Origin of the sequence: Stenotrophomonas sp. S39, assembly GCF_016624665.1 — a bacterium.
GTDB lineage: Bacteria > Pseudomonadota > Gammaproteobacteria > Xanthomonadales > Xanthomonadaceae > Stenotrophomonas.
In genome coordinates this window covers 1-17,601 of sequence record NZ_JACVTT010000053.1, presented here as the reverse complement: position 1 = coordinate 17,601, position 17,601 = coordinate 1, and the positions used below count along the sequence as shown (strand labels likewise).

The window sequence follows — 17,601 nt, the reverse complement described above, 5'->3', positions numbered from 1 at the left end:
AGGCTCGTTCCCTCACGCCGACGGGAGTAACGTGTTGTTGCATAAATCGACCTTCACACACCAACGACCTGATGATCATTCCATCCATGCGTACTGCCGCCACCCTCGGCCTGACCGGCCTGCTGGCGGCGGCCGCCCTGCCCCTCACTGCCCACGCCGCGCAGCAGTGCGGCCCCGATGCGATGCGGGAGCACCCGCCACAGGTCAATTTCCGCGTCGACAACGACCTGTTCGGCGCCAAGGACCAGGACCAGGGCTACACCAACGGCGCCCAGCTGACCCTGGTCTCGCCCAACCTGGTGGACTACACCGATGATCCCTGCCTGCCGCGCCTGGCGCGCTGGGTGAACCGCCACCTCGAACGCCTGCACCCGGGTGAGTTCGAGCAGCAGAACATGATCTTCAGCCTCGGCCAGGGCATCTACACGCCCACCGATTTCACCCGCAAGGACGTGATCGAGGACGACCGCCCGTATGCCGGCGTGCTGGTGGCCAGCTTCGGCTACAACGCCCGCCGCGGCGATCGCCTGCAGACCACCCTGCTGACCCTGGGCGTGGTTGGCCCGTGGGCGCAGGGCAAGCAGGTGCAGAACGCGGTGCATGACCTGCTGGGCGACGAGAAATTCCAGGGCTGGGACAACCAGCTGCACAACGAACCGGTGGTGATGTACACCCACGAGCGCATGCGCCGCTGGCCGGGCGATGCCAGCGTGAATGCCGGCGGCTGGGGCTGGGATGCGATCAGCCACTACGGCGGCTCGATCGGCAACCTGGAAACCAAGGCGAATTTCGGCGGTGAAGTGCGTTTCGGCTGGAAGCTGCCCGACGACTTCGGCAGCACCCCGCTGCGCCCGGCCGGCGAGAACACCGCCCCGACCCGCGGCGGCAAGCCCAGCGGCTGGTCGTGGCACCTGTTCGCCACCACCGATGCGGCCTGGGTGATCCGCGATATCACCCTGGACGGCAACACCTTCCGCGACAGCCACAGCGTCGACAAGCGCCACGTGGTGGCCTACGGCGGCTACGGCATCGCCGTGATGCGCGGCCGCTGGAAGTTCGCGATGGCCCGTTACCACAGCACCCGCGAGTTCAACGGCCAGCGCGAAGCCCCAGTGTTCGGCAGCTTCACCATCAGCCGCTCGATGTAAGTAGGTGCCGACCGTTGGTCGGCACTCTCGCTGGTAGTGCCGGCCGCTGGCCGGCTGCAGGCATCTCCGGACCGGTTCATGAGGAGCCGGCCAGCGGCCGGCACTACCAACAGAAAAGGCCGGCTTTCGCCGGCCTTTTCATTCACCACGCCAGGGCGTGGATCATTCCGATTCCCACCACATCCAGAAGCTGTCCCACAGGCGCTTGAAGAAGCCGGCCTGTTCAACGGCGGCCACGGCCACCAGCGGGGCTTCGGCCACGACCTTGCCATCCAGGGTCACCTTGACGGTGCCGATCTGCTGGCCGGCGGTGAACGGGGCTTCCAGGGTCTTGGGCACGTCGATGCTCGGCTTCAGGTCGTTGTAGCGACCGCGCGGCACGCTCACCAGCATCGGCTGGGCCACGCCCAGCTGCACCTTGTCGGTGGCACCCTTCCACACCTTGTGCTCGGCCACGGCCTTGCCCGGCTCATACAGGCGGTGGGTTTCGAAGAAGCGGAAGCCCCAGTTGAGCAGGGCCAGGCTGTCATCGGCGCGCTGCTTTTCCGACGCCCCCCCCAGCACCACGGCGATCAGGCGCTGGTCGCCGCGCTGGGCCGAGCTCATCAGGCAGTAGCCGGCTTCGGAAGTGTGGCCGGTCTTGATGCCGTCCACGCTGCCATCGCGCCACAGCAGCAGGTTGCGGTTGGGCTGCTTGATGTTGCCCACCTGGAATTCCTTCACCTTGTTGTAGGCGTAGGTTTCCGGGTAGTCACGCACCATCGCGCGGCCCAGCAGCGCCAGGTCGTAGGCGGTGCTGTGGTGGCCTTCGGCGCTCAGGCCGTGGGCGTTGACGAAGTGCGAATTCTTCATGCCGATCTTGGCGGCGTAGCTGTTCATCAGCGAAGCAAAGGCTTCCTCGCTGCCGGCCACGTGCTCGGCCAGGGCGATCGCGGCGTCGTTGCCGGACTGGATCGCCATGCCCTTTTCCATGTCTTCCAGGCGCGCGGTCTGGTTGACCGGGAAGCCGCTGTAGCTGCCGTCGGTGCCGGCGCCGCCTTCGCGCCAGGCGCGTTCGCTCATCATCACCTGGTCGTCGGCGCGGACCTTGCCGTTCTTGACTTCGGCGGCCACGACATACGAGGTCATCACCTTGGTGATGCTGGCCGGGGCCAGCTGTTCATGCACGTTCTCGCCCGCCAGCATCTGGCCGGTGGCGTAGTCCATCAGGATCCAGGCCTTGGACGTGCTGGGCACCGGGGCCGGCGGGGTGGCGACGACCGCCGGGGCGGCAGCAGCAGCGGGCGCCGGGGTGGCCGGGGTCGGCAGCGGCGTCTGGGCGGAAGCCAGGCCAACCACCAGGGTGGCGGCCAGGGCGGTGGCGGCGGAACGGAAATTCATTGGACTGCAGGCTCCAGGGGACGGCCAGAATGGAGGATGGTACGAAGGGCCATTGTAAGGCCGGTGTGGCAGGGGCCGGCAGCACCGGCCCGGGCGGATCAATCCTTGACGATCTGCGGCGACCCCAGGCCAAGACCTGCGATGCGGCCGACAAGTTCCGCGGCACTGGCATGGTCGCTGGCGGGTACGCGCAGGCGGAACAGGGTACGGCCGCCAGCGGCGATGTCGCTGATGGTCGCGCCGACGATGCCGGCGGCGTTGAGCTGGCCCATCGCGCGGGTCGCGTTGTCGCGGCTGGAGAAGCTGGCGACCTGCACCATCACCGCGCCCACCACCTGCTGCGACAGCGTCGGGGCCGGGGCGGCGGGCGGCGCGCTGCGCACCGGCGTCGTGCTGGCACGCGGGGTGGCGGCGGCGACGGGCGCGGCGGCGACGCTGCGCACCGGCGGCGCGGCCGGCGGCAGGCTGCTCACCGCGACCTCAGGCAGGGCGCTGTTGGCGGCCTGGGTGGTGGCCGGCTGGCCACGGGCCGGCGCGCCATCGGCGGGCAGGCGCTGCACCAGGCGGTCGATGTCGCTGGGCGCGGCGGCACGCGGGGCGGGTGCAGGGCGTGCGGCGGCGACGGTCGTGGCAGCCGCCGCGGCTTCGGCCGCACGGCGCTCGCGGCGCGAAGGTTTCTGCGCCAGCAGGTTGCTTTCGCCCGGCTGCAGCGCGCGCACTTCCACGTTGCCGGTGCCGCGCTGGGTGATGCCCAGGCGCACGGCGGCGGCGTAGCTGAGGTCGACCACGCGGCCATCATGGAACGGGCCGCGATCGTTGACGCGCACGATCACCGATTCACCGTTGTCCAGGTTGGTCACGCGGGCGAAGCTCGGCAGCGGCAGCGTCTTGTGGGCGGCGGTGAACTGGTACATGTCATAGACCTCGCGGTTGGAGGTCAGGCGGCCGTGGAACTTGGCGCCGTAATACGACGCGGTGCCGCGCTCGACGTAGTCATGGGTATCGTCGAGCACCTTGTACGACTTGCCCAGCACCACGTACGGCGATTTGTTGCCGATCACCGAGCGCTCGATCGCGGTCACTTCCGGCTCGGGAATGCAGGCCACGTTGGGCACGTAGCTGGGCGTGGTGTCCTTCACCCCCGGCTTGTACAGGCCGCCGGCGGTGTAGTTGCCGCGGGTGCTGGGATCCTCGGTGGCGGCCGCATACGGCGAACCGTCCGGGCAGTGCGGCGGGCGCCCGCCCTTGCCCTTGCCCTGCACCACCGTGCTGGGCACCTTGCCGCCATGGCCGGCACTGGGTTTGTCCGGTGCGCTGCTGCAGGCCGCCAGCGCCAGCACGACCATTCCGGGGACCAGCCATCTGATGTTCATGCCGGGGGCAGCTCCTGTCCGGCAATGGCCTGCGACAACTGGAACACGGCCATCGCGTACATCTTCGAGAGGTTGTAGCGGGTGATCGCGTAGTAGTTCTGGAAGCCCAGCCAGTACTGCTTGCCGTTGCTGGCTTCCAGGGTGATCGGGGTGGCGGTGGCACCCGGCTGTACCGGCGCGCTGGGCTGGTAGCCGCGCTGGGCCAGGTCGGCCAGGGTCCAGGTGGGCATCCACTCGGTCGGGTTGAATTCCTCGCGGCCCGGGGCCAGCGTGGCCGGCACCGCCACCTGGCCGCCACGCACCCAGCCGCCCTTCTTCACGAAGTAGTTGGCGATGGACGAGAACACGTCGTCGTAGCTGGTGAACAGGTCGCGGCGGCCATCGCCGTTGCCATCCACGGCGTAATCCAGGTAGCTGGACGGCATGAACTGGCCCATGCCCATCGCACCGGCATAACTGCCCTTGAGCGTGGTGATGTCCAGCTTCTCTTCGCGGCCCAGTTCGAACAGCTTGGCCAGCTCGTCGCGGAAGAACAGTTCGCGGCGCACTTCGCGTTCCAGCTTGGCCGGGTCGCCGCTGCGCGGGTAATAGAAGGCCAGCGTGTACAGCGCATCGAGCACGCGGTGGCTGCCGGCATTCTTTCCGTAGCTGGTTTCCACGCCGATGATGGCCACGATCACTTCGGCCGGCACGCCGGTGCGCTGCTGCACGCGGTCCAGCTCGGCGCGGTGCTCGGCCAGGAACGCGCGGCCGCCATCGATGCGTGCCTTGCTGATGAACATCGGACGATATTCATTCCACGGCTTGACCCGCTCGGCGGGCCGCGACATGGCAGCGATGATCGGCTGGCGCACCTGCGCCTGGTCGAGCACGCGGGCGATCTCGGCCGGTGCCAGGCCATAGCGCTTGGCGGTATCGGCAATGAAATTGGCGCGGGCGGTTTCGAACGGCACCGGGGTGAGGTCGACCGGCGGCGCAGTGGCGGCGGTCGCTTCCGGGGCGGCTTCGGCCGGGCCCTGCGCGGGCTTGCCGGCCGGGTGGCGCGGCGTGCTGCTGGCCTGGGGTGAAGTCGGCGGGGACGTCGGCTGGGTCGCGCAGGCGACCAGACCGAGGGTGAGCAAGCAGGCCAGGGAGCGTCGAATCATCGTCGCAGGTTAGCAGGTCATGGATGAATTAAAACCCCTAACACCATGAATCACAACGATTTGCGCGCGTTCAGCGGGAAATGTGAAGGCGTCGTGATCACCCTGCCCCATTCAGGCAGAGGTTGCCGGTTGCGCCCCCATCCCCGCAGGCGCAACCGGCGACCGGATCCTGTCGATACCTGCGCGGCTGTCGCTCCCCAGTGACAGTGCCCCGCGCTCCCTGTATCCGTTGGACCAGTACTGCTTTCCCGCCCGGCGCCCCCTCGCGCAGCATCTACAGACGGCGCGCCGTGCCGAACGGGCCGCCATTGTGCAGGCCGATTACGACAAGTCCATTGATCCGGATCAACGCTACGTCAAAGTGTGAATTGGTCCGCAATTTTTATGGAACTTTGTCGGCGGGGAGGCTGTGCCGGTGATGTCGAGCATGCGCGGCTGCGCTGTGATGTAGAGCCGAGCCCATGCTCGGCTGCGCACCTTCTGTAGAGCCGAGTCCATGCTCGGCTGCGCACCTTCTGTAGAGCCGAGTCCATGCTCGGCTGCGTTTTGCGAAGAGCAGCCGAGCATGGGCTCGGCTCTACAGAATCAGCCGCAGCCCCCATGCACCGGGTGGTGGTTGCGCACCGCCATCACCAGCCCGATGCCTGCCAGCAGCGATACCGCCGAGGTGCCGCCATAGCTGACCAGCGGCATCGGGATGCCCACCACCGGCAGCAGGCCGGAAATCATCCCGCCGTTCACCAGCACGTACACGAAGAACGCCAGCCCCAGGCTGCCCGCCAGCAACCGCGCATGCGTGTCGCGCGCCTGCACGGCGATCCACAGGCAGCGCCCCACCACGAACAGGTACAGCGCGAACATCGTCGCCACGCCGATCCAGCCGAATTCTTCGCCCAGCACCGAGAATGCGAAGTCGGTGGTGTACTCGGGCAGGAAATCCAGCGTGGCCTGCGTGCCCTGCCCCCAGCCACGGCCTTCCCAACCGCCCGAACCGATGGCGATGCGCGACTGCAGGATGTTCCACCCGGTACCCAGCGGATCGGCCGCCGGGTCGAGGAAGGTCAGCACACGGTCCTTCTGGTACTGCCGCAGCAGGCCGAACCAGGCCAGCGGCGCGGCCATCGAAACGCTGGCCAGGCCGGCCACCACCCAGCCCCAGTGCAGGCCGGCCAGCAGCAGCGCGAACACGCCGCTGGCGGTCACCAGGGTGGCGGTGCCCAGGTTGGGCTGCAGCAGGATGAGCACCGCCGGCACGCCGATCAGCGCCGCGGCGGTCAGCACCGTGCGCGGCGATGGTGGCAGCGGCTGGCGATGCAGGTACCAGGCCATCATCAGCGGCAGACTGAGCTTGAGCAGCTCGGAGGGCTGCAGGTAGAACACGCCCAGGTTGAGCCAGCGCTGGCCGTACTTGCCGGTGCCGACCACATAGACCGCCATCAAGGGCAGCATCGACAACGCGTACAGCACCGGTGTCCACGCGCGCAGGCGCAGCAGCGATACCCGCGACAGCAGCCACATGGCTGCCAGGCCACCGGCAAACCGCGCGGCCTGCCCGGCCACCGGGCCCGAGACACTGTGCAGCACGGCCAACCCGGCCGCCATCAGCAGCAGCAACGCAAGCAGCAACGGCAGATCGATCGTACGCACCGCCTCGCGGCAGATGCCCAAAACACGTTTCCATTCCACCCAGGCACGGTAGCGGGCGGCGCTTGCGTGAAGCTTTCCGCTGTCGCCGGATGCACGCTTTGGCTTTCCGTAGAGTCGAGCTTGCTCGACTGCTGTTAGCGCAGAGCAGTCGAGCAAGCTCGACTCTACGAAGGCGGCGGAGCCGTGGTCAGCCGTAGCCGCCGTGCACCGGGTTGTGGCTGCGCACGGCCATCACCAGGCCGAAGCCAGCCAACAGGGACACCGCCGAGGTACCGCCGTAACTGATCAGCGGCATCGGCACGCCCACCACCGGCAGCAGGCCGGAAATCATTCCGCCGTTCACCAGCACGTAGACGAAGAACGCCAGGCCCGTGGCGCCGGCCAGCAACCGGGAATACGAATCGCGCGACTGGCTGGCGATCCACAGGCAGCGCCCGATCACCACCAGGTACAGGGTCAGCACCAAAGCCACGCCCATCCAGCCGAACTCCTCGCTCAGCACCGAGAACGCGAAGTCGGTGGTCTGCTCGGGAATGAAGTTCAGGTGCGACTGCGAGCCTTCGCCCCAGCCCTTGCCATCGAAGCCACCGGACCCGATCGCGATCTTCGACTGGATGATGTTCCAGCCGGCACCCAGCGCGTCCATCTCCGGGTCGAGGAACATCATGATGCGGTCCTTCTGGTACGGCCGCAGCAGCCAGAACCAGGCCACCGGCGCGACCGCGGCCACGCCGCCCACGCCCAGCCCCACCCACCACCACGGCAGGCCGGCCAGCAGCAGCACGAACACGCCACTGGCCGCGATCAGCACGCCGGTGCCGAAGTCCGGCTGCAGCATCACCAGGCCGGTCGGCACGCCGATGATGACCATCGCCACCAGCACCGTGTTGAAGCGCGGCGGCAACGGCATGCGGTGCAGGTACCAGGCCACCATCATCGGCAGGCTGACTTTCAGCAGTTCGGCCGGCTGCAGGTAGAAGAACTTCAGGTCCAGCCACTGCCGGCCGTACTTGCCGGTGCCCAGCACGAACACGGCCAGCAGCGGGATCATCGAGATGGCGTAGATGAGCGGGGTCGCCGAGCGGATGCGCAGGATCGGCACGCGTGAGATGGCCCACAGCGCCGCCAGGCCGACAATGAAACGCGCGCCCTGGGCCATCACCAGGCTGTCGCCGCCCGCGCTCTTCAGCGTGGCCAGGCCGATCACCATCAGCATGCCCAGGGCCAGGCACAGCACCCAGTCCAGGGAGCTGAAGAAGCGCCGCAGCATATCGCCGGCCCAGCGCAGGAAATCACTCATCGTGCGGGCTCCGCGGGGGGCGAACGGGGGCTGGCGGGCAAGGCGGCGGCCGCTGCCGGCGGCGCACCGGGTGCCGGAGCAGGCGCCGGTGCGGGCGCAGGCACCCCCACCGCGACCGGATGCTCGCCCAGTTGCGCGGCGGCAGCATCGCCAGCCGGGCGCGCGCTGGCGTCTTCGTTGTCGAACGCAGTCACGCCGATGACGGTGGTGCCACGCTCGGCATCCAGCGGCTGCATGCCTTCGGGCATCTTGCCCAGCAGATAGGCATCGAACACCTTGCGCGCGATCGGTGCGGCGGCCGAACCACCGTAGCCACCACCTTCCACGGCCACGGCAATGGCGATCACCGGGTTTTCGACCGGCGCGAAGCCGACGAACAGCGCACGGTGGCGCAGATGCATCGGCAGGCTCTTAGGGTTTACCGCGGCGGTGCCCTTGCGGCTGACCACCTGCGCGGTACCGGTCTTGCCGGCCATCACGTAGGGCGCACCGACCGCCACGCGCCAGCCACTGCCGCCGGGCCGCATGGTGGCCATCATGCCCTCGCGAACGGCCTGCACGTTGTTGGGGTTGGGGCTGACCGGCCTGCTCTCGCCCTGCGGCATCGCCGCCCAGTTGCTGTCGAAGCCCTCGCGCTGCTGGATGACCAGGTGCGGCGTGCGCAGCTGGCCGTCGGCCAGCGCACTGACACCGCGCGCCAGCTGCAGCGGGGTCACCTTCCAGTCGCCCTGGCCGATGCTGATGTTGACCGTGTCGCCGGGGTACCAGGCTTCCTTGCGGCTTTTGCGCTTGTAGGCCGGCGACGGCAGGATGCCGCCGATTTCGCCGGTCAGGTCGATACCGGTCGGCTGGCCAAAGCCGTAGTACTCCATGTAATGGTCGAAGCGCTCGATGCCCAGGTCCAGCGCCAGCTTGTAGTAGTAGGTGTTGACCGATTCGGCGATGGACTTGCGCAGGTCGGTCCAGCCGTGGCCGCCGCGATGGGCGTCACCCCAACCGCGCGAGGTGCCCGGCAGGTAGAACATGCCGGTGGACAGCACCTTGTCTTCCGGGCGGCGCACGCCGGAATCGAGCCCCGCCAGGCCGATCAGCGGCTTCAGGGTGGAACCGGGGGCGACGCCACCGAGCACCAGGCGGTTGAACTGCGGCCGCGAGGGATTGTCGTTCAGCGCCTTGAAATCGGCATGCGAGATGCCGTTGACGAACAGGTTCGGGTCGTACGACGGCAGGCTGACCATGGCCAGCACTTCGCCGGTACGCGGGTCCATCGCCACGGCCGAACCTTCCTGGTCACCGAAGGCCGCCACCATGGCCCGCTGCAGGTCGGCGTCGATGGACAGACGCAGGTCGGCGCCGGACTGTGCGGCCACCCGGCCGACGGTGCGGATGGCGCGGCCCTGCACGTTGGTCTCGACCTGTTCGTAGCCGACCTTGCCGCGCAACTGCTGCTCGTAATAGCGCTCCAGGCCGGACTTGCCGATGTGGGTCAGCGCCGCGTTGCCTTCGCCAAGGATCTCCAGATCCTTGTCGTCCACGCGCCCGACGTAGCCGATGATGTGCGCGAACAGGTCGCCATAGGGGTAGCGGCGGGTCAGGTAGGGTTCCAGCTCCACGCCTGGGAAGCGCCAGCGGTCCACCGCGAAACGCGCCATTTCCTCATCGGTCATGCGCAGCTTGAGGGTGACCGGCAGGAACCTGCGGCGCGCCTTGCGCGACTTGTTGAACGCTTCCAGTTCTTCAGGACTGATCGCGATGATCTTCGCCAGCCCTTCCAGGGTGGCGTCCATGTCCTTGACCTTGTCCGGGGTCACGTCCAGGCGGAAGGCCGGCACGTTTTCGGCCAGCAGGCGGCCGTTGCGGTCGTAGATCATGCCGCGCCCGGGCACCACCGGCCGCGGCTTGATGCGGTTGGCTTCCGAGCGGGTGGCGTAGATGTCGTGGTCCAGCACCTGCAGCTTGAAGTACCAGCCGCCCAGGCCCAGCAGGCAGACCAGCACGCCGAGGAAGCCCAGCGCCGCGCGGCGGCGGAACTGTTCGGCTTCGGCGTGCGGGTTCTTGACCTGGCGACGCGGGATCATGGCTCAGCGCCCGCGCTTGCCGAAGCGCACTGCGTCGAGCAGCACGAACACCAGCGGCCACAGGCCCATGCCCAGCAGCGGCGCCCACCAGTACGACCACGGCAGGGTCGGTTCGCCCACCAGGATGTGCACCAGCGCGCTGACGATGCGGTCGTTGAACAGCAGGCCACCGATGGCCAGCATCTGCTGCGACATCGGGAAGAAGCGGATGCGGGCGCGGAAGCGCTGCAGGATGAAGGCCAGCATCACCAGCCGCATGGCCTGCTCGCCGAGCACGCCGCCATACAGCAGATCGGCGATGACGCCGCTGGTGAAGGCGATGCCCAGGCCGACGCGCTCAGGCGCCTCGATGACCCAGTAGGCCAGCACCAGGGCCAGCCAGTACGGGCGCAGCGGCTGCAGCAGCGCAGGCAGCGGCAGCAGGCCCAGCAGCAGGGCCACGACCAGGCTGGCCGGCAGCACCCAGGGGTTGTCGCGCAGGCGGCTCATCGTGCGGGCTCCTGCGGCGTGGGTTGCGGTTGTTGTTGCGGTTGCCGGCCAGCGGCCGGCACTACCGTGGACCCAGCGGGTGGGGGGGGGGCCCCCGCCCCCGGCGGGGGGGGGGGGGGCCCCCCGGCCAGCGGCCGGCACTACCGGGGCACCAGCCGGGACGGCCGGAGGGGCGCCGGCCGGGGTGGCCGGAGGGGTGCCGGCGGGCAGCACTTCACCCTCGGCGGGGCCGTTGGCGGCGCCGGCTTCGAGGCTCTGGCGCAGCTCCGGCGGGATCCGGATCGCCGCACCCGGGCGCAGCAGCAGCACGTCGCGGCCGCGGTCCAGCTGGGCCGCAGGCTTCAGTTCGCCCACCAGGAAGGCATGGGTGTCATCGGGGCGCAGCGCGGTGATGGTGCCGACCGGGAAGCCCGGCGGGAACCGCCCGCCCAGGCCGGAGGTGACGATCTCATCGCCCACTTCCACGCCCGCGCTCAGCGGAATGTCGCGCAGCTGCAGGGTGTCGCCGCGCCCGTAGACGATCAGGCGCACGCCGTTGCGGGCCACGGTCACCGGCACGGCATGGTCCGGGTCGGTCAGCAGCAATACGGTGGAGGTGCCACCGGTGGTGCTGATCACCTGCCCCATCAGGCCACCGGCATCGATCACTGCCTGCCCCACGTGCACGCCGTCGCGGCTGCCCGCATCGAGCACCAGGCGTTGCTTCACCGGGTCCAGGTCGATGTCCAGGATCGGCGCCAGCTGCACGTCCAGGCCACTGCGCTCGGCCACGTTCAGCAGTTCGCGCAGCTGGGCGTTGTCCAGCGCGGCGGTCTGCAGGCGGGTCAGGCGCGCGTTGGCCAGCAGCAGCTGGTTGCGCAGTTCACGGGTCTCGGCCACCAGCTGGCCATGGCTGGCCGCGTTGTCGCGCACCTGGTTGCTGAGTTTGCCGGGCAGGCCGGCCAGCGCCCACACCGGCTGCACCAGCGTATCGGCCTGGGCGCGCACGCGCGCCAGCCAACCGGCCTGGTCGTCCAGCACGATCAGGATGATGGCCATGGCCAGGTAGGCGAGCAGTCGCAACGGACTGGCGGCGTCACCGGATCGGGAGGCTACGGGAGGACCGGCGTAAGGCGGCACGGCAACAGTTCAATCAGCTGAGGGCGAAGGGGAAACACGGCGGCGCCCCGCCGGTGCCGGCCCGCAGCAGCGGGCCACACCCCGGAAGGGCGCTGCAGGGAAGACCAGGCGGCAGGCCTCAGTCCGGCGCAAAGAACTCGTTGCCGTGCATGTCGACCAGTTCCAGCGCACGACCGCCACCGCGGGCCACGCAGGTGAGCGGGTCGTCGGCCACCTGCACGTGCAGGCCGGTTTCCTCGGAGATCAGGCGGTCCAGGTCGCGCAGCAGGGCGCCACCACCGGTCAGCACGATGCCGCGCTCGGCGACGTCGGCGCACAGTTCCGGCGGGGTCTGTTCCAGGGCCAGCTTGACCGCGCTGACGATGCCCGACAGCGGCTCGTGCAGGGCCTCGAGCACTTCGTTGGAGCTGATCTTGATCATCTTCGGCACGCCCTCGGCGAGGTTGCGGCCGGAGATTTCCATCTCGATGACCTCGGCCTGCGGGTAGGCGCAGCCCAGCTCGACCTTGATGCGCTCGGCGGTGGCTTCACCGATCAGCATGCCGTGGTTGCGGCGCACGTAGTTGGTGATCGACTCGTCGAAGCGGTCACCACCGATGCGCACCGATGCCGAATAGACGATGCCGTTCAGCGAGATCACCGCCACTTCGGTGGTGCCGCCGCCGATGTCGATGACCATCGAACCGCGCGCCTCGGTGACCGGCATGCCTGCGCCGATCGCGGCGGCCATGGGCTCTTCGATCAGGAACACGTCGCGGGCACCGGCTTCCTCGGCCGACTCACGGATGGCACGGCGCTCGACCTGGGTCGAACCGGCCGGCACGCAGACCAGCACGCGCGGGCTCGGGCGCAGCACGCGGGACTTGTGCACCTTCTTGATGAAGTGCTTGAGCATCGCCTCGGTGTAGGTGAAGTCGGCGATGACGCCGTCCTTCATCGGGCGGATGGTGGTGATGTGGCCCGGGGTACGGCCCAGCATCTGCTTGGCTTCGGCGCCTACGGCTGCCACCGAGCGGGTGCCACCGATGGCACGGTCCTGGCGCACGGCCACGACCGACGGCTCGTTCAGCACGATCCCCTGCCCACGCACGTAAATAAGGGTGTTGGCCGTGCCCAGGTCGATGGACAGGTCGTTGGAGAACATGCCACGGAGTTTCTTGAACATCTGAGGAAGGAGTCCTGAGGGGTGTCGTGCCCGCCGCGGGATGGCGAAAAAATGGGCAGAATTCGAGGCCGACAAGCCTAGCAACCCGCTTCCCGGCGAGCAAGGAAAAAACTAGCTGAACCCGCGACTTGGCTGGGTTTCGGCCTGATCGGGCATCACCCGGTTCTGGCCCTGAGCGGCACCAGCAGGTAACCTTTGCGCCGTCGGGCGCCCAAGGGCGCCATTTGCTTGCTGGCCGATGCCGGCTGGCCAACCCCAAAATTCACCGCATAGGCTTACATCGATGTCCGCTCTGATCTGTGGTTCTCTTGCCTTCGACACCATCATGGTGTTCCCGGACCAGTTCAAGAATCACATCCTGCCGGACAAGGTGCACATCCTGAACGTGTCCTTCCTGGTCCCGCGCATGCGCCGCGAACTGGGCGGCTGCGCCGGCAACATCGCCTACAACCTGAAGCTGCTGGGCGGCAGCCCGATCCCGATGGGCACCGTCGGCCAGGATTTCGCACCGTACCGCGAGCACTTCGAGCGCATGGACATCGACCTGAGCCAGGTCCGCGTGCTGGAAGACATGTTCACCCCGCAGTGCTTCATCACCACCGACCACGACAACAACCAGATCACCGCGTTCCATCCGGGCGCGATGATGCGTTCGCACGAGAACCACGTGAAGGACGTGCCGGGCGTCACTTTCGGCATCGTTGCGCCGGACGGCCGTGACGGCATGATCCAGAATGCGGCCGAGTTCCTGGAATGCGGCATTCCCTTCATCTTCGACCCGGGCCAGGCGCTGCCGCTGTTCAACGGCCCGGAGCTGCGCGATTTCATCGAGCAGGCCGATTACGTGGTGGTCAACGACTACGAGTCCAACCTGCTGCAGGAACGCACCGGCTGGGACGAGAAGCAGATCGTGAGCCGGGTGAAGGCCTACATCACCACCCGTGGCCCGAAGGGCGCGGTCATCCACACCCCGGAAAAGAGCTACGACATCCCGCCGGCGCACGAGCGCCGCGTGGTCGACCCGACCGGCTGTGGCGACGCCTTCCGCGCCGGCCTGATCTACGGCATCGAGAAGGGCTACGACTGGCTGACCATCGGCCGCATGGCCAACCTGATGGGCGCGCTGAAGGTCGAGCACCCGGGCACGCAGAACCAGCGCTTCACATTTGAAGAGTTTCACGATCAGTTCAAGCAGCAATTTGGCTACGCGCTCGGCGCGTAAGCCGAACGGCCCGCGCATCTCGATGCGCGATCGGGAACTGCTCTGGTAGGTGTCGACCTTGGTCGACACTGCCGGCCAGCGGCCGGCACTACCCACACCGCCGGGCATGGCCCGGCGCTACAACCGTCTGTAGAGCCGAGCCCATGCTCGGCTTTGGCGCGCCAGCGCGACCTGACCGCAGAGCAGCCGAGCATGGGCTCGGCTCTACACGGTCATGCGGCCTGCCAGGCCGCCAATAGCGCGCGGCAATCGGCGAAATGCCAGTCCGCGCGGCCCGGCCAGGGGTTTTCAGGCAGGTTGACCAGCACGGTGCGCGCACCGGCGGCGCGGCCGCAGTCCAGGTCGTAGGCGTGGTCGCCCACCATCACCGCTGCGTCGGCGCCGATACCCCAGCGCCGCAGGTGCTGCTGCACACCGTCGGGCGACGGCTTGGGCACAGCCTCATCGCGGCCGATGATGCCGCCATCGTCGAACAGATCCCCTACCCCGATCGCCCCCAGCGTCAGCTTCGCCAACGCATGGTCGTTGCGGGTCAGGATGCCCAGCTGGCAACCGGACGCGGCCAGCGCGCGCAGCAGCTCGACCGCGCCCGGGGCCGGCAGCGCGTCCTCGGCCAGCCCACGCTCGTGGGCCAGCAGCCAGGCGTGCTTCTGCGCCGCCTCCGCACCCGGCAGGCCCGCCAGATGCACGAGGATGTCCGCGCTGGGCGGGATGCCCAGTTCGCGCTTGATGCGCTCGAAATCATGCATGGCCACGGTCAGCGTGCCATCCATGTCGAACACCCAGTGGCGCACGGCCGACAGTGCCGGCGCCACCACCGCCGTGGCCGTCACTTCCACCACTGCGGCATGCGGCTGGTATCCACGCCGCCGGTCTCGAACACCGCGGTGCGGGTACCGCCGGCCTTCACCGGGAACTCGATGCTGATCGACTTGCCCTTCTGGGCCAGCTTCCACAGCGCCTTCTGGTCGGTGATGAACATGGCGATGGCCTCGTCGGTCTTCGGCCGCCAGGCCGCCATCGAGATCGGCTTGCCATCGTGCACGGTCACTTTCACCGTGCACTGCGGGCAGCGGAAATCACCGGCCTGCAGCACCAGGTAAGCGTGGCGCTTCCACTCGGGATGGTCGCGGAAGACCAGCTGCACCGGCTTGGCGCCGCTGCCATCCACGTCCACCCGTTCCTTGCTGTAGATGGTGGCCGAGACCTGCTTGCCCTTCGTGCCGACCGGAATCTCGTTGTACTGCCACAGCGCCTGCAGCCGGCGCAGGTCGCGCGCGGCATCGGCCTTGGCCTTCACTTCGTCGAAGCCGGCGGCAATGCGTTCGGCCGCTTCGGTGTCCTTGTACTGGTCCAGCAGCGAGCCGCCGTGGATGCGCGCACGCTCCCAGTCCTGCGCGGCCACGGCCGTGTCGTACTGCTTGGCCACGTCCTCGGCCTTGGCTTCCTTCTGCGCCTGGGCGGCGGCAGCGGCGGCTTCCTGCGCCTTGCGCTCCTCCTCGGGGTTGCTGCAGGCGGCCAGGGCCAGGGCACAGGCGGTGATCAGGATCAGTCGTTTCATGCGGAAGTCCTTTGCGGGTGCCCCCCGATTCTATCGGCGGCGGATGGCGGATACAGCAACGGCGGGTTTCCCCGCCGTTGCCGGTGACGCAGTGCCTGGTTGCCGGCCAGCGGCCGGCACTACCCGTTACTTGGCTTCAGCCTTGGCCAGCAGATCCTGGACCGAGGCGGTGGTGATCGGGTGGTAGCCCGGCTTGGCCTTCTCGAAGGCCTGCTTGGCCAGCTCCAGACCCTTCGGGGTCTTCACCAGTTCGGCGTAGATCGGCATGATCAGCTTGCGGCGGCCGACGCGCTCGATGAACGCCGCGGCGGCGTCATTGGCCTGCTCGTAGCCGCTGCGGATCGCCAGCGGGTACCAGCGCATGGCGATTTCGCCATTGGCGGTGCCGGTGAAGTGGTACGCCTTGTCCAGCGTGGCCAGCTTGTCCAGCGGCAGGGTGGCGCCCAGGCCGTCGATGAAGCGGACCCATTCCTGGGTGCCCCACTCGGCGGTGACCTGGCTGCCCGGCAGGCTGCCGGCGCCGGAGAACGCGATGCGCGCGGCATCGACGCTGCTGAAGTTGCGCGACTGTGCCTTGGTGGCGAACGAGGGGATGCCCGGCTCGTCCAGCCATGCCTTCAGCTCGGCCTCGCTCACCGCCGAGGGGTTCTTCGGCAGCAGGTTCTTCTTCAGATACTCGACGAACTGGTCGGTGTTGGCGCTCTGGAAAGCGTGGTCATCGAACCAGCCACGCAGGAACGGGTCGAAGGTTTCGCGACCGAAGCGCTGTTCCAGGAACTCCAGGAACCACGAACCCTTGACGTAGGCGACCTGGCTCAGGGCTTCGTCGGGGTCACGCTCGTTCAGCGGCGGCAGGGCCAGGGCCTGGTCGGCCGGGCTCATGTCTTTTACTTCGGCCAGCAGGTCGGTCTGGTCGATCTGCTTCTCCATCTCGGCCATCTCCTTGCCGTACAGGGCTTCGGTGATGCGGCCCTGGACGTAGGTGGTGAAGCCTTCATTGAGCCAGATGTCCTTCCAGCTGGCGTTGGTCACCAGGTTGCCCGACCAGCTGTGCGCCAGTTCGTGGGCGACCAGCGAGACCAGCGACTTGTCGCCGACGATCACGGTCGGGGTGGCGAAGGTCAGGCGCGGGTTTTCCATGCCGCCGAACGGGAACGACGGCGGCAGCACCAGCATGTCGTAGCGGCCCCAGCGGTATTCGCCGTACAGCTTCTCGGCGGCACCGATCATCTTCTCGGTGTCTTCGAATTCCTTGGCGGCCTTGTTGACCATGGTCGGCTCGGCCCAGACGCCGGAGCGACCGGAAATCGGCTCGAACACCAGGTCACCAGCGGCGATGGCCAGCAGGTAGGACGGGATCGGCTGCGGCATCTTGAAGGTGTAATCACCATCACGCGCGGCCTTCGGGTCGTTGTCGGCGCTCATCAGCACCATCACGTCCGGGCGCGAGGTCACGTGCGCGCTGTAGGTGAAGCGCACGCTCGGGGTGTCCTGCAGCGGCACCCAGGAACGGGCGTGGATGGCCTGCGACTGGCTGAACATGAAGGGCAGCTTCTTGCCCTCGGTCATCGACGGCTCCAGCCACTGCAGGCCCGAGGCGGTCGGTGCGGTGTGGTAGCTCACTTCCACCTTGGCCGGCTGTTCCGGCGCTTCGATGGTCAGCTTGCTGCCGAAGACCTTGTCGACCGGCGCCAGTTCGAACTTCAGCGGGCTGCGCGCGCCGTCGGCGGCGATGGCCTCGACCTTGGACACGTTCAGCTCGCGGGTGTCGAGCACCAGCTGCTGGGCGTCCTTCTGCTTCCATTCCAGGGTGTAGGTGGCGGTGCCGCCGATCTGCTTCTGGTCGAAGTCCAGCTTCAGATCCAGCGCGATGTCCTTGATGACGACCTTGTCCGGCTCGGCGTACGAGCTTTCGTCGTGGCTGCGGTTTTCGGCGTTCACGGGGGCGGCGGGGGCCTTTTCGGCAGTCGGGGC

The 17,601-nt window shown here is 68.1% G+C and carries 13 protein-coding genes and 1 pseudogene; 2 read left to right on the top strand and 12 right to left on the bottom strand.

What is annotated here, in order from left to right; translation table 11 throughout:
- Nucleotides 1-86 precede the first annotated feature (86 nt).
- A complete protein-coding gene (locus tag IAE41_RS14095) occupies nucleotides 87-1,148 on the top strand; it encodes a lipid A deacylase LpxR family protein (protein WP_234458570.1) in 1,062 nt (353 codons plus the stop codon).
- A gap of 162 nt (nucleotides 1,149-1,310) precedes the next feature.
- Here the strand turns inward: IAE41_RS14095 and IAE41_RS14090 are convergent, their stop codons facing one another.
- The 9 genes and pseudogenes from IAE41_RS14090 to IAE41_RS14050 form a co-directional block, all read right to left on the bottom strand.
- Entirely contained in the window at nucleotides 1,311-2,528 is a 1,218-nt protein-coding gene (locus tag IAE41_RS14090; protein ID WP_200733540.1) for a D-alanyl-D-alanine carboxypeptidase family protein, read from the bottom strand.
- 98 nt (nucleotides 2,529-2,626) lie between these two features.
- Nucleotides 2,627-3,901, bottom strand: coding sequence for a septal ring lytic transglycosylase RlpA family protein (locus IAE41_RS14085; RefSeq protein ID WP_200733539.1), 1,275 nt, complete (start codon nucleotides 3,899-3,901; stop codon nucleotides 2,627-2,629).
- Nucleotides 3,898-5,046: a lytic murein transglycosylase B gene (gene mltB / locus IAE41_RS14080; protein WP_108758856.1), complete on the bottom strand. Its 1,149-nt coding sequence runs from the start codon at nucleotides 5,044-5,046 to the stop codon at nucleotides 3,898-3,900. Before mltB ends, IAE41_RS14085 begins: the two co-directional genes overlap by 4 nt.
- Before the next feature lie 585 nt (nucleotides 5,047-5,631).
- Entirely contained in the window at nucleotides 5,632-6,732 is a 1,101-nt protein-coding gene (gene rodA, locus IAE41_RS14075; RefSeq protein ID WP_200733538.1) for a rod shape-determining protein RodA, read from the bottom strand.
- 148 nt (nucleotides 6,733-6,880) lie between these two features.
- Nucleotides 6,881-7,993, bottom strand: a complete 1,113-nt coding sequence (gene rodA / locus IAE41_RS14070; RefSeq protein ID WP_079223398.1) for a rod shape-determining protein RodA — start codon at nucleotides 7,991-7,993, stop codon at nucleotides 6,881-6,883.
- Nucleotides 7,990-10,071: a penicillin-binding protein 2 gene (mrdA, locus tag IAE41_RS14065; RefSeq protein WP_200733537.1), complete on the bottom strand. Its 2,082-nt coding sequence runs from the start codon at nucleotides 10,069-10,071 to the stop codon at nucleotides 7,990-7,992. The genes rodA (IAE41_RS14070) and mrdA overlap by 4 nt, the downstream gene beginning before the upstream one ends.
- A gap of 3 nt (nucleotides 10,072-10,074) precedes the next feature.
- Nucleotides 10,075-10,560 carry a rod shape-determining protein MreD gene (gene mreD, locus IAE41_RS14060; RefSeq protein ID WP_079223400.1) on the bottom strand — a complete coding sequence of 162 codons (486 nt, stop codon included), beginning with the start codon at nucleotides 10,558-10,560 and terminating at the stop codon, nucleotides 10,075-10,077.
- A 273-nt stretch (nucleotides 10,561-10,833) separates the two neighbouring features.
- A pseudogene (mreC, locus tag IAE41_RS14055) lies at nucleotides 10,834-11,679 on the bottom strand (rod shape-determining protein MreC); the annotation flags it as partial.
- Nucleotides 11,680-11,797: 118 nt separating this feature from the next.
- Nucleotides 11,798-12,844, bottom strand: a complete 1,047-nt coding sequence (locus IAE41_RS14050; protein WP_079223402.1) for a rod shape-determining protein — start codon at nucleotides 12,842-12,844, stop codon at nucleotides 11,798-11,800.
- 283 nt (nucleotides 12,845-13,127) lie between these two features.
- On the opposite strand from IAE41_RS14050, the gene IAE41_RS14045 reads away from it, so the two are divergent.
- Nucleotides 13,128-14,066 carry a carbohydrate kinase family protein gene (locus IAE41_RS14045; RefSeq protein WP_079223403.1) on the top strand — a complete coding sequence of 313 codons (939 nt, stop codon included), beginning with the start codon at nucleotides 13,128-13,130 and terminating at the stop codon, nucleotides 14,064-14,066.
- Between the two features lie 212 nt (nucleotides 14,067-14,278).
- Here IAE41_RS14045 and IAE41_RS14040 read toward each other — a convergent pair whose 3' ends face one another.
- From IAE41_RS14040 to IAE41_RS14030, 3 genes are all read right to left on the bottom strand, one after another.
- Nucleotides 14,279-14,908 carry an HAD family hydrolase gene (locus tag IAE41_RS14040; protein ID WP_325167005.1) on the bottom strand — a complete coding sequence of 210 codons (630 nt, stop codon included), beginning with the start codon at nucleotides 14,906-14,908 and terminating at the stop codon, nucleotides 14,279-14,281.
- Entirely contained in the window at nucleotides 14,896-15,627 is a 732-nt protein-coding gene (locus IAE41_RS14035; RefSeq protein ID WP_200733536.1) for a hypothetical protein, read from the bottom strand. Before IAE41_RS14035 ends, IAE41_RS14040 begins: the two co-directional genes overlap by 13 nt.
- Nucleotides 15,628-15,753: 126 nt before the next feature.
- Nucleotides 15,754-17,601: M1 family metallopeptidase (locus IAE41_RS14030; RefSeq protein WP_234458569.1), on the bottom strand; the 1,848-nt coding region annotated here is incomplete at its 5' end.